This is a genomic window from Nocardia sp. NPDC055053, assembly GCF_053608285.1.
This window is the reverse complement of sequence record NZ_JBSGVD010000004.1, coordinates 232557-247962: the sequence shown is the minus strand read 5'-3', so window position 1 is coordinate 247962 and position 15406 is coordinate 232557. Positions and strand designations below refer to the sequence as shown.

The following is a 15406-nucleotide window of genomic DNA, read 5'->3' as shown; positions in this document are numbered from 1 at the left end:
TACAGGTATGTGTCGAAGAGCGCGGATGCGCCAGGCCTTCCCTTCGCATGCTGGTATCGGCCCACTGGGGCGGTTGACCGGGAGGTTGACGTCGTTGACGGTGGACTGCTTGCGGTTCATCGAACATCTACGTGAATCTCTGGACGCTCCTGTTGCTCTTACGGTATGTTCTTCGATAGTTGTCAAATGTCAGACAATTATCGGCCTGAGTTCGATGTGGTCGACGGCATATCACGGGAGTCTTCGATGACCAGGTCCGATTCGGACGCGGAGGGCGTCGGCCACACGGCCGGTGCAACCGTCGGCGAGGTCGAATCCGATGGCATCGCTGCTGTGCGCGATTCCGGCACGTCCGTCGTGGCTACCGCACGGACCCGTCGAACAGGGAGGTTCGATGTCGACGATTGAACTCGACGACGGTCCAGGGAACGAACAGCTCTCGGTGGCCGGTGTGCTGCGCCGCAACGGTGCGGAGACCGTGCTGTCGAGTATCGCGACTTCGGGCCGATTCCTGCGCATGACGGTGCGCGCTCTCGAACTGGGCGTGCTCGATGCGCTACGTCTGCGGTTCCGCAGCGGTGAGACTCTCACCCAGGCGTGGTTCCTGCTGAAGGTCACCGTCGTGCCCAGCGTGCTGATGGCGATCCCCTTCGGTGTCATCGTTTCCGCGCAGGTCGGAAACATCGTGTCCCAGTTGGGAGCCGATGCGATGATCGGTGCCGCGGGCGGTCTGGGGGTGGTCAAGCAGGGGGCGCCCATGGCGACCGCGCTGCTGCTGGGTGGTGCGGGTGCGGCGGCGATCGCCGCGGACCTGGGCTCGCGCACGATCCGCGAGGAAGTCGACGCGATGCGTGTGATGGGTGTCGATCCGATTCAGCACCTGGTGGTTCCTCGCGTCGTCGCCATGCTGCTCGTCGCGCCGATGCTCAACGCGCTGATCCTCGCCGTCGGGATCGCATCCGGCTATCTGGTCGCGGTCACCACCCTCGATGTGACGCCGGGCAGCTACTGGGAATCGTTCGGAGCCTTCACCACCGTCACCGATGTCTGGGTATCGCTGGTCAAATCGATGATCTTCGGGCTGCTCGTCGTACTCGTCGCCTGCCAGCGTGGCCTCGAGGCCCGGGGTGGGCCGCGGGGAGTCGCCGACGGCGTGAATGCCGCTGTCGTGATGTCGGTGGCCGCGGTAGTGGTGCTGAATACGGCCATCACCCAGGTAGTGGCGATGTTCTTTCCGGCGAGGTTGGGCTGATGACCGCGTCCGTGTACCGGCCACCGGGACTGCGCCGGCTCGCCGCGCTGTGCAGCCGGATCCGCCCGCTCGTGGCCGTCGAGTCGGTCGGGTTCGTCATCGGATTCTGCTGGCAGGTCGCGGCATCGCTGCCGTTCACGCTCGTGCGCTATCGGCGCCAGACGCTGGCCGCGGTCACCGACATGACATGGGGGCGCGGTTCGGTGGTCGTCGGTGGGGGTGTCGTGCCCCTGATGTTGCTCCTCGGTATGTCGATCGGTGCCTCCATCGGCATCGAGGCGTTCGGCACCCTCGACCTGCTGGCGCTCGGGCAGCTCAGCGGTCTCATCTCGGCCGTTGGCGTCACCCGTGAACTCGCGCCCATCGCCGCCGGGGTCGGTTTCGCGGCGCAGGCCGGATGCCGCATGACCGCCGAGATCGGTTCGATGCGTATCTCCGAGGAGATCGACGCCCTGGAGTCACTGGCCGTGCGGTCGGTGCCGTTCGTGGTGACCACCCGTGTGATAGCGGGCATCGTGGCGGTAGTACCCGCATTCGTGGTGGCGCTGATTCTGAGCTACCTGTCCTGCGGACTCGTCGTCACCACGATCCACGGCACACCGGAGGGGACCTACGGGCACTACTTCGACCAGTTCGTCGCGAGCTGGGATGTGATCGCGGCAACCATCAAGGTGATGGTCTTCGCGGTCGCGGTGGTGCTGATCCACTGCTATCAAGGCTTTTTCGCGCGCGGCGGGCCCGAAGGGGTCGGCATCGCCTCCGGACGCGCCATTCGCGCCAGTCTCGTATCGATCATCGCACTCGACATGGTCTTGACCATCCTTCTCTGGGGATTCCAATCCCCGATCACATTCGGTGGGTGACGCTGTGCCTCAGTATGGATTTCCCGGCGCCGAGGTCGGCCCGCGTCGCGCTCGAATGCTCGGTCTCGGCACCGTCCTGCTCGTCGCCGTGGTCTGGAGCGGGCTGCGTGCTGTTCCCGACAGCGGCCCCGAGGACGCCGTGCGGGTCACCTTGGTCACCGAACGAGTCGGAGCGGGCGTCGAGACAGGCACTGATGTCCGGGTGGACGGGGTGCGGGTGGGGAAGGTCGCCGCGATCGCGGTCGACGAATCGGGGCATCAGCGCATCGAGCTCGGACTGGAGGGATCTCAGCTCGTCGGTCTCACCGACACCCTCGGCGTCGACTACGTGCCGTCGAATCTGTTCGGTATCACCGCGCTGCAACTGCGCTCGGGTGTGGGCGGCGCACCGCTGCGCCGGGATACGGTCATCGATCTGACGAGTGACTCCGCGCGGGAGCGTGACGCGACTCTTTCCACCCTGTTGCGCTCGACGGGTCAGCTCACCGACGACGTCCTCACCCCGGCCCTCACCGATCTGCTTGACCGGACGGCGCGCGATCTCGAGGCGTTTCTTCCGCTGCTCGAAGCGATCGCGGTGACGGCTCGCGCGGTATCGGAGACTCGGCAGTTGCCGACTTCGGTGCTGCTGGATCAATTCGGTTCCGCGCTCGCCGGGCTGCCGCCGATGCTGACCGGTGGCATGGGGGTGCTCTATTCGATCTACACCAACGACTACTTCGAGGACCCCGAACAGCTGATCCGCTACGGTGACACATTCTCCAAGGTCCAGACCCAACTCCTCCCGAGCGTCACCCGTCTGCTCGGCGCCGCCGGCGGCCAGTTCGCCACCTCGCTGCCAGTCCTGACGGTGCTGCTCGACGCGATGTCCTCCTCGGTCGGCACGCCCGAACGGTCCCACGGGGAACTCGGTGAGCTCCTCGACCGCCTCGATGCGGCATTCCGGGACACACCGACCGGACCTGCCCTGGCGGTGCGGGCGGAGCTGAGTCTGGCGCCGGGACTGGCGATTCCGCTCCGGACACTGGTCGACAGCGGCTACGGCGCACCTGGGAGCCGATGATGTCGAAACGCTCGCTGCTCCTGCGGCTCGTCGTCGCCGCTGTGCTCACCGCCGTCATCGTGACGGGGATCCTGCGCGTCATCGACGCCCCGGTCACGGGGGACCTCGACACCTACACCGCCGAATTCACCGATGTCAACGGGCTGCGCTCGGGTGATGACGTGCGTATCTACGGAATCAGGGTCGGAAAGGTGGTGTCGGTCGAACTCGACGGATCGCTCGCGCGTGTCCGCTTCACGGTCGTGCGGGATCGTCCGGTGTTCGACGATTCCACGATCGCGGTCCGGTTCCAGGATCTCACCGGCTTCCGCTATCTCGCCGTGCAGCAGCCCGAGCAGCCCGGCCCGCGCCGTGACCCCGGCGATGTGATCGGTATCGACCGAACGGTTCCCGCCTTCGATGTCACCACGCTGTTCAACGGCCTACAGCCCGTCTTGGCGCAGCTCTCACCGGCCGAAATCAATCAGTTCGCCTCGAACATGATCGCGGTACTGGAAGGCGACGGAACCGGACTCGGCCCCGCGCTGGATGCGATCGGCGAACTGAGCAGACATGTGTCGGACCGACAGGCGTTGATCACGCTGCTGGTGAGCAACCTCGGACAGGTGTCCCAGCACCTCGGCGGCAAATCCGCCAACGCGATGGTGCTGCTGGCCAACCTGACCGCGCTGTTCGCCACCTTGACCGACAAGCTCAGCGGATTGGTCGATTTCGCGAACGTCATCCCGGTGGTGCTGTCGCCACTGCGCGACATCCTGAAGGTGCTCGGGATCAGCGGCCTACCCGATCAGGACCTGGACACGGTGCTGCGCAACGCTTTTCCCGCGCCGCAGCAGGCCGCCGAGGTGCTCGGCAGGCTGCCCGGTGTCTTGCAGACGCTGGCTTCGACCGTGCCGGTGACCGGACCTGACGCTGCGGTGTCCTGTTCCCATGGTGTCGCCGTTGCGCCCGCACCGCTGCAAGTACTCATCGCCGGACAGGGGGTCAGGCTGTGCAACTCGTGAGTCGATCCAAACCGTGGCGGCGTAGCGCCGGAGATCCGCGCCGCTTCGACACCGTCTCGGCGGATCTGCGTTGGGGATTCGTGGGACTCGGCTGTGTGATCGCTCTCGTCGTCGCGATCGGCGGGGTTCGTCTTTTGGGCACCGCGGGTGAGCACGTCTATACCGCCGACATGAGTGAAGCGGGGTTCATCCGTCTCGGGGACGACGTCAGGGTCGCGGGCATCCCCGTCGGCGAGGTGCGGTCGCTGACTTTGCGTTCGGATCGGGTCCGGGTCGAATTCAGCGTCGCCGAGGGGGTCTTCGTCGGCAACCAGACCACGCTCGCGGTTCGCATGCTGACCGTCGTCGGCGGCTACTACCTGGCCGTGATGCCCTACGGCACCGAGCCACTGGGGTCGAACGTCATCGCGCCGGAACGGGTTCGACTGCCCTACAACCTCACTCAGGTCTTCCAGGATGCGATCGAGCCGGTACGCCGGATCGATTCGGGTGAGCTACGCCGCAGTCTCGACGCTGTGGCCACCTCCCTCGACGCCGGCCCCGGCTCCCTCGAAGCTCTCCTCGACGCAGCGGAAGTGCTTGCCACCACGCTGGATCAGCAGAACACCGATATCTCCCGCACGCTGGCGGTCGCCGACGAGTACCTCACGGCGATGGACGCGAATTCCGAGACCCTGGGCCGATTGCTCAGCACCTTCGCCACCTTGGAGACGATCATCGCCAACAACCATGTCCAGGTCGGTCGGGTACTGGACGATCTGGCCACGGTGCTACAGGGCTTGACCCCGCTGGGGCGGGCGTGGGACGCGTCCTTACGCGAGCGGGCACGGCCGTTCGCCGCGGCGATTCCGCACCTCGAGGAGTTGGCCACCCGACTGGGTGTCCTGCTGGATTCGCTGCGGTCGTTCGAGCGTCGCCTGCTGACGGTGGTGTCTCCGCAGGGCGGCCTCATGGTCGACCAATCGGCGGCCACGCTGCGAGCGGGCAGCATTTGTGTTCCGATCCCCGGAGGGAACTGTTGATGGTGAAACGCCTTCTGGGAGCCCGCGGATTCATGTCCGGGGTGGTGGTGCTCACGGTCGTCGTGATCGCCGTGGTCGGATTCCGAGCGGCCAGGCCGAGTCCGGTGATGCGCGATTACTGCGCCGAAATGCCCGACAGCATCGGGCTGTATGTCGGAAGCGCCGTCACCGTGCTCGGCGTGCCGGTCGGCCGCGTCACCGCGATCCGACCCAACGGTGCCACCGCACACGTCGAGTTCTCGATTCCGGCCCAGCGCCGACTCCCCGCGGACGTGGGGGCGGTGACTGTCAGCGACACCATCGTCGCCGACCGGAAACTGGCTCTCATCGGGCCGGAACCCTCCGGCCTCGGATGGGATTCCGGCCGGTGCATCACCAGCACGCTGACACCGCAGAGTCTCTCTCAGACCTTCGACGCCCTCAGCGAACTCGTCGGGCAGCTCGGCGTCGGCGCGCCCACCCGACCCGGAGCTCTGGATTCGCTGGCCCAGGCCACGGCCGGATCCGCCGAGTCGTTCAATACCCTGATCCTGCGACTGAGCAGCGCGCTGGCCGCCCCGGACGCGGCGATCGGACATCTCGGTGCCCTCCTCGACAGATTGGCCGAACTGGCGCGCAAGGCCAACCTGCGTTGGCCCGAAATCGAGACCTCGGTCGCCGGACTGCCCCAGGCATTCATCGATATCAACGAGCACATCATTTCGCCGATCGAGCTGCTGGTCGACAGTATTTCCGAGGTGCTGCCCCAGGGGAACGACTTCATCATGATGTTCGGATCACCGGGCCTGCGAGCTATCGAAGGATTCTCGAATCTGCCACATCTGTTGTCGGTCGGCATAGGCTCGTTGACCGAGATCGTGCGAATGACACCCGCGATCATGACCGCGTTCGCGACCGCGGTCGATCCCGCCACCGGCCGGTTGGTCACCGGATACGCCCCAGCCCACCTCGAGTTGCCGCACCACGAAGCGAGCGCCATCTGCGCTGCGCTGCGCTCGATCACCGAACAGCAGTGCCGAGTTTCCGCGACCGGGACCACCGAAGCCCCCGTCCTACCCCTGCTGTTGGGGGCGGTGAGCGACCGATGAGAACGTTCACGACCTACCGCGCCCGGCCCGGAATACGGGTCGCCCTGGCGGCGGTGTTGGTGTCGATCGCCACCGGCTGCGGCTTCCAACCGGCGGATGTACCGATACCCGGCAGTGGACCCGGTGGCAGCACCTATCGGCTGCACGTCGAATTCGCCGACATCTTGAATCTGCCGCAAGGGGCTCCGGTGATCGCCGACGGGGTGAAGGTCGGGCGACTGACCGGATTGCGAATCGTAGATCCAGCTCCCGTGGTGGACGGTCGTTCCGGTCGTCCCGGGCATGTCGTGGCCGACCTAGCCATCCTCGACTCCGTGCGACTGTCCTCCGGTACGAGGGCGGGATTGCGGCAGGATACGCCGCTGGGTGCGGTCTACATCGCTCTCACCGCACCGGTGGGTGCCACACCGAACCGTCTGGCATCCGACGCGACCATCCCGCTCGCCGACACCGATCCGGCCCCGCCCATCGAAGACATCCTCGCGGGGCTGTCCACCTTCGTGAACGGTGGGGCGATCACCGACATCCAGCACATCGTCGGACGAATCAACGCGATCCTGCCCCGCGATACCACCGAGACCGCGCGTGTCGCCTCGGATCTCGGCGCCGATCTGACCGATCTGGCCGGCCATCTGGACTCCGTCGACACCATGCTGAACGGAATGCAGGCGACCATCGATGAGGGAATTCTGCACAATGCGACCGCCATCGGCGAACTGCTGACTCCCTACGGAGTGCAACACACGACCGACGGCGTCAACGCCTCCATCGAAGTGCTCTACATGCTGACCGCCCTCGATCCGATTGCCGACAACGTGGTCTGGCTGGCACCACTACTGAACTCACTGGACGGGGCGGCACAGGCGGTCGTGCCGATGCTTTTCGGGGGCCATCCCCTCGATGCCGGTTCGCGGTCGAATCTGGTGAAACTGACCGATCTGATCCAGCACAAGGTCATCCCCTTCGCCGAGCGCGGCCCGAAGGTCGACATCATCGATCTCACGGTAGCCACCGAGTCGGCCGATACGACATCCTCGCGTTCGGCGCAGACCGATCGCATCCTCGACACCCTCCGGATGATCGGAGTACTGCGATGACCGCCCGGTCGCTGTTCTCGCTGGCGTCGATCGGCCTCGTGCTGATCCTCGGCCTGACCTACATGACAGCGAATGTGCTCGACATCGATCCGAGGCGGCGCTACATCACCGTGGAATTGCGACTCGACAATTCCGGCGGCCTCGGTGCCGACGCGCCGGTGCTGCTCAACGGCACCCAGGTCGGTCACGTCGACGCGGTCCGCAAGCATGCTCGGGAGGTATGGGTGGGGCTGCGTATCGACAGCCGCTATCGCATTCCGGTCTCGAGCCTGGTTCGGATCGAACAGTTGTCGGCTCTGGGAGAGCCCTACGTCGAATTCGATCCCGCCGACGACCGCGGTCCCTACCTGGAGAACGGCCAAACGGTGTCCGCCGATCGAACACGAGCCCCCGCGACCATCACCACCCTGTCGGTGCGCGTGGTCGATCTGCTCGATGGGATCGACCCTGAGACGATCGCGCAGCTGGTCGATACCTTCCAGCGCGCGTTCACCGGCACCGATGCCGCCATGCAGACACTGCGACGTTCGGCGGCTCTGCTGGCGGCGACCATCCTCAGCCGCAAGGACTCAATTCGCCAACTGCTGGCCGATATCCAGACCATGGGTACCGACATCGCTTGGCTGGGACCGTCATTGGCCGAAGCCGGTCCGCAGTTCGGGCGCTTCGGCGAGGCGTTGAGCACCGTCATCCAATCGGCATCGGAATTCGTCGAAGCCCGGCCGGCCTCCGACTACTTCACCGGCGACGGGATGGTTCCGTTTCTCGACAACCTGACCGCACTCGTCGAAGAACTCGGGCCGGAGGTAGCACGCAGTGTTCCCGCGCTGCTCCCAGCGCTCACCGACGCGGCTGCTCATGCCCCCGCCATCGACATCAGCGACCTGATCCGCCAAGCCTTGCTCAGCGTGAGCGACGACGGTGCGCTGCAATTCCGCATCGCCATCAGATGACCCGCCGCGTCAGACAGGAATACCGACCATGAACACGGCCACCGACCCTACCGAGACCACGACGACCGGCGACGACGAACCGGCTCCGAAGTCCACGCCGCCCACCGCGCGCACCTTGTCGCTGCGCTGGTCCACCGTATTGATCGCGGCCGCGCTCGCCGTTCTGCTGGCAGGTGTGGTGACATTCGGCTCGTTGTACTGGTCGGCGCGCTCCTCGATCGCCGACCGCGACGCTCACGCCGCTGCCGAACAGCGCGCCGAGAAGATCGCCACCGACTACGCCGTGGGCGCGTCGACGATCGACTACCGAGACGTCCAATCCTGGTTCGTCCGACTCAAATCCGGTACGAGCCCCCAACTCGGCGCGAAGTTCGACGCCACCGCACCTCAGCTCGAACAGATCCTGCTGCCACTGCAATGGACGTCGAAGGCGACACCACTCTCGGCCACCGTCATCTCCGAATCCGGCGGGATCTACACCGTGAACGCCTACCTCGACGTGACCTCCACCAGCGCGCAGACGCCGGATGGGACCCATGCCACCGTCACCTACTCCGTCGTTGTCGACAGCAACGCGGAGTGGAAGATCACCGACGTCGGCGGTATGCAAGCAGCGCTTCCCGCGAAATGATCGCCGACCTCGACACCGGCGCCCAGTCGACCACGCATCGATCAGTCGGTCGCTCCGGGCCGGCGTAGGGGATCGCGAATGGATAGCTCGGCGGGCGACGCCGCGCGCTGCAACAGCCTGGCGGCCACAGCTTCTCGACATCGGAGGCGATCGTGCTCGGCAGCGCGGTGAGCTATTCGGCCAACAATTCGGGCGATCCAGCCCAGTGAAGACGAGTGGAGCGGTCATGAAATCATCCAAACCAGTCCAAGCCCCGGCGATCGGCAATGCCGTCACCGGCCCGAGCGCCACCCGATGGTCATGGAAGGCACTCACGGGGTGGACCATCGGCGTGGTCGCGGCCATCACCGTCCTGGTGACCTCCGAGAAACACGGACCGGCGTCGCCGGACAACCTCGACCCGAACGGCGCCGGAAAGCCACTGCCGGTCGAGCCCCTGCTGTCCGGGTTCGACTGGGTCAACGCCGGTCAGATCGCGGCCCTGGTCCTGTTCGTCGCGACCATCGTCGCCGTGGTCTGGGGCTGGCGCCGCCATCCCGGGCATCCGGTGATCCTGATGGTCATCGCCTCGAGCACGCTGTTCTGGCTCGACCCGTACAACAACTGGGCGATCGGACTGGTCTACAACCCACGCCTGTGGCACTTCCCCCGGGATTGGCCGTGGCTCAACATGTCTCCGATCATCGAGCCGCTCACCTCGTTCGTCTACGCGCCCTACATCCTGCTTCCGTACTTCGTGACGATGCCGATACTGCGGGCCCTCCAGCGACGCCGTAGTCCGGAGTCCTTCGTCTGGCGGCACCCGTTGATCTCGCTGGCGGTGCTGACCTTCATCTGTGGTGTTATCTGGGACGCCGCCCAGGAGATCCTCCTGGTGCGCACCCAGTTCCTGACCTACACCCATGTCATCGACTTCGGCACGCTCGACGCGGGCAAGAACAGCCAGTTCCCGTTTCTGATGGCCAGCTTGTTGATCACCGTGGTGATGATTCCGGCGTCGCTGCTGCTCTATCGGGACGACAGTGGCCGATCACAAGCCGAGAAGATCGCCCGGCGGTTCGGCCTCCACGCTCGCCATCCCAAACTGGCCACCTTCCTGGTGATGGCCGTGGCACTGAACGTCGCGATGTTCAGCTTCAGCACGTCGTTCTGGGTCGTCCGCGCGACCGGCGCGGCGTCCACCGTGGCCTGCCCCTGGCCGTACCCGACGGCACAGACCTGGGATCCGCACGGGCTCTACGAAGCCCAAGGCGCCCCGGGGCCGTTCACCGCCGGTGTCGCGAGCACCTGGCAGGTCGGACAACCCGATGGACGCCCGGTCGCGATCACCGAGGAGTCCGACCGGTGCGACCCCGGACGCTGACGTCGCGGCTCGATCGCCATCCAGGTCCGGCGGCCCTGGCCCGGATGGTCGAGTCGTCCGCCTACGGCAGAAGCCACCGAAAGCCGTTCCGTTCGAAGAGGACTGATGATGCTGACCGATGACCCCGCAGCGCCTTCCGATACGCCGACGCCCTTCTACCGGGCGGTCGGTGACGAGAGGGAGGTCTTCCGCGCGGCGGCCGGGCGCGGTTTGCCGGTGTTGCTGAAGGGACCGACGGGGTGTGGGAAGACCCGGTTCGTGGAGGCCATGGCGGCTGCGGTCGGCCGGGATCTGATCACTGTCGCCGGGCACGAGGACATGACATCGGCGGACCTGGTGGGGCGTTTCCTGCTGAAGGGGGGTGAGACGGTGTGGGTGGACGGCCCCCTGACACGGGCGGTGCGCGAAGGCGCGATCTTCTATCTGGACGAGGTGGTGGAGGCACGCCAGGACACCACTGTGGTGATCCATCCGCTGGCCGATCACCGTCGTGAGTTACCGGTCGACCGGCTCGGCACGACGGTGTCGGCGGCGCCGGGGTTCCAACTGGTGATCTCCTACAATCCCGGCTATCAGAGCGTGCTGAAGAGCCTCAAGGAATCGACACGACAGCGGTTCGTCGCCATCGAGCTCGGATTCCCGCCCCCGGAGATCGAGATCGAGGTGGTCGCCCACGAGGCCGGGATCGATGAGCGCACCGCCCGTGTACTGGTGACCCTGGGTAATGCGATTCGTGGTCTGGAGGGGATTCCGCTGCGGGAGGTGTCGTCCACCCGGATGCTGATCCTCGCCGGCGGCCTGGTCGCGGAAGGTTTGAGTCTGCGCAGCGCGGTCCGGTCGGCTGTCGTGCGAGCGTTGTCCGACGATCACGACGTCACTCGCGCTCTCGACGAACTCGTCGACGCGGTCCTGCCCCGATCATGACTGCCACAGATCCGGACGACCCGGCCCGGTACCGGTTGCTCGCCACCTTCTTGGCGGGCCGATCGGTCGAGGTCGCGCTGGCACCGGACGGGAAGACCGCCTTCACCACCGGCCGGACCATTTTCGTCACGCCCGGACTACCGGACGCCGAACAGCGGCGCGAACTACTGGTGCAGGCCGCGCTGCTCGGTGCGGGCAGCCTGCATCCGCGCCTGGTGCGGCCGCTGCGGCGACGTCCGTCACTGGCCCGCCGCTACCTGGCCCTCGAAGGGCGGCGGGTGCTCGCCGATCTGGCCTGCGCGATTCCGCTCGCTGCCGAGCTGTGCCCCGGCACGCACGCGCAGACAGCCACCGCTGACGAATCGTTGACGGTCGCCCGAGGGCGCCGCCCGGTCGAGGCTCCACCGCGATGGTTCGGCGTGATCCACCCCGCCCGCCTGCTCGCCACCACCGCCGTGCCGGGTACGCGGCCCGGCGGCGCGCCCGGCGTGGGTTCCGAACCACTGGACCTGCCAGAGACCGACGAGGCCGATCGCGAACGGCCCGCCCAGCGCGAGACCGTGAACCAGGACACGAGTCCGCTGTACATGCCACGGACTCTGCTGGACCTGTTCCGCAGACAACGCGGCGGTGGCCGAATGGCGGGGCGCGGGCCCGCGGGCGCCGGTACGGTGCGCGCCGTGCGCCGGGCTCAGCTCACCGGGACACAGGTGCGGCCACCATCCACGCGGATCCGGCGCGCCGACGGCAAGCCTGGCGCCGCCGCCGGTGTGAGCGGCGCGCTGTATCCGGAATGGGACGTCCATCGGGACCGATACCGGATCGACTGGTGCCGGGTGGTCGACTACCCGTTCGAGGTCGAACCCGCGGCCGTCCCCGTGACCGCGTTCGACGATGTGCTGCGTCGTCGCCTGGCCCGGATCGGCCTGGGCCTCGAGGTCGTGCGTGGCCGCCCCGACGGGGACGAGCTCGACCTCGACGCCCTGACCGACCTGTTCGTCGACCTGGCGTCGGGCTACTCGCCCCCCGAACACGTCTACAGCGAACGTCGCAAACGGAGTCGTGATCTCGGCGTCCTGATCCTGCTCGACGCCTCCGGCTCGGCCACCGACACCGACTCCGACGGCCTCACCGTCCACGACCACCAGCGCCGCGCCGCAGCCACGCTCGCCCTCACCCTGGAAGAACTCGGTGATCGCGTCGCCGTCTACGCCTTTCGCTCGAACGGCCGCCATGCCGTCCACCTCCCGGCGATCAAGACCTTCGGACAACAGTTCGCCGCCACGGGGCGCGCACGACTCGACCAGCTCCGACCGTCCGGCTACACCCGCCTCGGCGCCGGCATCCGCGGGGCGGGCGAGATTCTCAAAACCCAAGCGGGAACGAACAATCAACTGCTGGTCCTGCTGTCCGACGGGCTGCCTTACGAGGACGGCTACGAAGGCCCCTACGCCGAGGCGGACGCCCGCAAGGCACTCGAGGAACTCCGCGACGACGGCGTCGGCTGCCTGTGCTTGTCCCTCGGTGGCGGCACCGACCTCGAAGCGCTCGAACGCGTCTTCGGCTCAGCGAGTTACGCCAACGCCACCACCCTTGCCGAATTGAGTCCGCGCATGGACGAAATATTCCTGTCCTGCCTGCGGGAGGCAGCCGCGACAGCACGCGCGCGCGGAAGCCACAAGAAGTGATCGGAGGGACCGGCCGACCAAAGATATCGGGCCGCCGATCGGTATCGGCTCGACCGATCGGTTCAGTCCAAAGTTTGCCGCAAGAACTCGAATGTGGAGGTTACAGATGAAGCGGACGCAGAAGCTCGAGGATGTGAAACCGGCGGACTATGTCGTCGTGGGTGCGGGCAGCGCGGGGGCGGTCGTCGCTCGGCGCCTGGCCGACACCGGCGCGACCGTCACCCTGATCGAATCGGGCAAGCGGCTTCGCGGACCACTCGTCACGGTGCCGGGGATGTGCGGAGCGATCCACGCGGTGACGCAGCTGCAACGTCGCATGACCTGGCCCGCGTACACCATCGCGCAGCGACACATGAACGGCCGCGCGCTACCCCAGTCCCACGGTCGCGCGCTCGGCGGAGGCAGCGTCGTCAACGGAATGGCGTTCGTCCGGGGCAACCGGCGCAACTACGACGACTGGGCGGCCGAGGGTGCCAAGGGTTGGGCATTCTCCGACGTACTGCCGTCTTTCCGGCGGCTGGAGAGTTTCGAGGACGGCCCGAGTGACCTGCGTGGCGGTTTGGGTCCGATCACCGTGGAACGCGCCACGGGTCTGGCGCCCATCACCGAGAGCTTCATGACCGCGTTGTCGGCGGCCACGGGTGCCGGAGCCAACGACGACTACAACGGGGCACGCCAGACCGGGGTAGCCGCATTGCAGCAGAGTGTCGGCGCGGGTCGGCGAGTGGGGACCGATCGCGGATATCTATGGGACGCCCCGCCCAATCTCCAGGTGGTGAGTGGTGTGACCGCGACCCGGCTGATCGTGGAGCACGGCCGTGCGGTCGGCGTGGAGTTGGCGGCACAGGGCAGGAACCGGCATCCGATCGCGTCGGCGCGGGCCGGACGTGAAGTCATCGTCAGTGCTGGAGCGTTGGGTACGCCGCGCTTGTTGATGCTGTCGGGCATCGGACACGCGGCACATCTGCGCGAGCACGGGATCGACGTGATCGCCGACCTGCCGGTGGGCGACAACCTGCACGATCATCTGTTCGTCCCGATGTCGTACCTCGCGCCCGGTGGCCGCCGGGCGTCCCCGATGAGTTTCGCCGTGACAATGGCTCGTGAATATGTGCGCCCGCGTTCGACGTACATGTCGCACACGCTGTTCGAAGCCGTCGGATTCATCGACAGCGGGATACGAACTCGCGCCGACGTCCCCGATCTGGAGGTGTTCATCCTCCCCATGAGTTATCCGGAGAATCAGGATGAGCCGGGACTACACCTGGCCGCCGATCCATCGCCGTCGCTGACACTGCTCCCCACGATGCTCTATCCGGAGAGCCGGGGGACTGTCCGGCTGGCATCGACCGATCCGTTCACCGCCCCGGCGATCGACCCGAACTATCTGGCCGAGCCGCGAGACCTGGCGACCCTGCTCGCGGGAATGGAATTGGTCCAGGAGGCAGTCCGGCATCCGGCGGTGGCCTCGGGGATGGGTCGCCAGGTGCTACCCGAATCCGGCCTGACGAGTACGGCTCTGGCGGACTTCGTACGCCGCAACGCATCGGGGGTCTATCACCCGGTCGGAACCTGCCGGATGGGTAGCGACGAACGTGCCGTGGTCGATCCCGAACTGCGGGTGCGCGGCGTGGACGGACTTCGAGTGGCCGACGCTTCTATCATGCCCTCTATCGTCGGCGGCAACACCAATGCTGCGGCCATGATGATCGGTGAGCGCGCGGCCGAGCTGATCATCGGCGGCTGAACCAGCAAGGGCTTCTCGCACGGCGAGGCAGCCCGTGTAGATCCCTGGTGCCTGGATTCGGGCGCCCTGCGCCCGGCTCCGGTACCTGCGGCGATGGCGGAGCGGGCCGTGCGGACCCGGATGTGCTGGTTACAGGACGCGACATGATGTATCTCAAGTCTCGACCTCGTCGGCTGCATCGAGTGGCTGACGCGGGGGTGGTGCTCGGGTCGGGGAGTTCTCGTCTGGTTGTGCGATGTCATCGGTCATGCTTGTCTGTCCCACTCCGAGGAAGAAAGGAAAGTGGTCGCTAGTAGACCTGGACTGGTCCGGGGACGCCGTGAGGCGAGTTGGACATAGTCGGGAGATGCACACCGACGAGCTCCGCATGCCGCATGCCTGATCTGTTCGGCTGATGGCTGCTCCGGAGCCAGGTTTCATCGCACCGGCCGGTGCGCGAAGTCGCCACATAATCGGCGCGCACACTGCTGGCGGTCGTACGGCACTCGCATCGTTGATCCTCCGAGATGCCGTGGTGCCCGGTTCGGTCAGCGCGGGTCGCGGCATCAGCGGATGTAGAACGAAGCTGTCATCGGTCCGATCTACACTGCCGCGCCGCAGCGCGTTTCACGATCAGGCAGGTCGGCATGCACATATTCGACACCACCCGCCATCGGTACCGGAGCGATCCCCCGAACATGCGCTGATGTCGGTTGCAGTCACGCTTGCCCC

At 66.5% G+C, this 15406-nt stretch carries 13 protein-coding genes; all 13 read left to right on the top strand.

The annotated features are described in order from the left end of the window. Positions 1-394 precede the first annotated feature (394 nt). The 13 genes from ACWF82_RS06355 to ACWF82_RS06295 all read left to right on the top strand — a co-directional run bounded on the left by ACWF82_RS06355 (position 395) and on the right by ACWF82_RS06295 (position 14695). Positions 395-1252, top strand: coding sequence for an MlaE family ABC transporter permease (locus ACWF82_RS06355; protein ID WP_452498561.1), 858 nt, complete (start codon positions 395-397; stop codon positions 1250-1252). Beyond that, positions 1252-2115, top strand: a complete 864-nt coding sequence (locus ACWF82_RS06350) for an ABC transporter permease (RefSeq protein WP_452498559.1) — start codon at positions 1252-1254, stop codon at positions 2113-2115. Before ACWF82_RS06355 ends, ACWF82_RS06350 begins: the two co-directional genes overlap by 1 nt. A 4-nt stretch (positions 2116-2119) precedes the next feature. Next, positions 2120-3178: an MlaD family protein gene (locus ACWF82_RS06345; protein WP_452498557.1), complete on the top strand. Its 1059-nt coding sequence runs from the start codon at positions 2120-2122 to the stop codon at positions 3176-3178. After that, the gene (locus tag ACWF82_RS06340) at positions 3178-4182 is read left to right on the top strand and encodes an MlaD family protein (RefSeq protein WP_452498555.1); all 1005 of its coding nucleotides are present in this window, start codon (positions 3178-3180) and stop codon (positions 4180-4182) included. Before ACWF82_RS06345 ends, ACWF82_RS06340 begins: the two co-directional genes overlap by 1 nt. Beyond that, positions 4179-5204, top strand: a complete 1026-nt coding sequence (locus tag ACWF82_RS06335; protein ID WP_452498553.1) for an MlaD family protein — start codon at positions 4179-4181, stop codon at positions 5202-5204. The genes ACWF82_RS06340 and ACWF82_RS06335 overlap by 4 nt, the downstream gene beginning before the upstream one ends. After that, a complete protein-coding gene (locus ACWF82_RS06330) occupies positions 5204-6292 on the top strand; it encodes an MlaD family protein (protein ID WP_452498551.1) in 1089 nt (362 codons plus the stop codon). Before ACWF82_RS06335 ends, ACWF82_RS06330 begins: the two co-directional genes overlap by 1 nt. Then, positions 6289-7389, top strand: a complete 1101-nt coding sequence (locus ACWF82_RS06325; RefSeq protein WP_452498549.1) for an MlaD family protein — start codon at positions 6289-6291, stop codon at positions 7387-7389. Before ACWF82_RS06330 ends, ACWF82_RS06325 begins: the two co-directional genes overlap by 4 nt. Next, positions 7386-8342, top strand: coding sequence for an MlaD family protein (locus tag ACWF82_RS06320; protein ID WP_452498547.1), 957 nt, complete (start codon positions 7386-7388; stop codon positions 8340-8342). Before ACWF82_RS06325 ends, ACWF82_RS06320 begins: the two co-directional genes overlap by 4 nt. Before the next feature lie 28 nt (positions 8343-8370). Continuing rightward, positions 8371-8973, top strand: coding sequence for a hypothetical protein (locus ACWF82_RS06315; protein ID WP_452498546.1), 603 nt, complete (start codon positions 8371-8373; stop codon positions 8971-8973). Positions 8974-9199: 226 nt separating this feature from the next. After that, a complete protein-coding gene (locus tag ACWF82_RS06310; RefSeq protein ID WP_452498544.1) occupies positions 9200-10336 on the top strand; it encodes a spirocyclase AveC family protein in 1137 nt (378 codons plus the stop codon). A gap of 108 nt (positions 10337-10444) precedes the next feature. Next, complete coding sequence (locus ACWF82_RS06305) at positions 10445-11260, top strand: AAA family ATPase (RefSeq protein ID WP_452498650.1); 816 nt, start codon at positions 10445-10447, stop codon at positions 11258-11260. Beyond that, entirely contained in the window at positions 11257-12948 is a 1692-nt protein-coding gene (locus ACWF82_RS06300; RefSeq protein WP_452498542.1) for a VWA domain-containing protein, read from the top strand. The genes ACWF82_RS06305 and ACWF82_RS06300 overlap by 4 nt, the downstream gene beginning before the upstream one ends. A gap of 106 nt (positions 12949-13054) precedes the next feature. Next, on the top strand, positions 13055-14695 hold the full coding sequence (locus ACWF82_RS06295; RefSeq protein ID WP_452498540.1) for a GMC family oxidoreductase: 1641 nt from the start codon (positions 13055-13057) through the stop codon (positions 14693-14695). Positions 14696-15406: the final 711 nt, after the last annotated feature.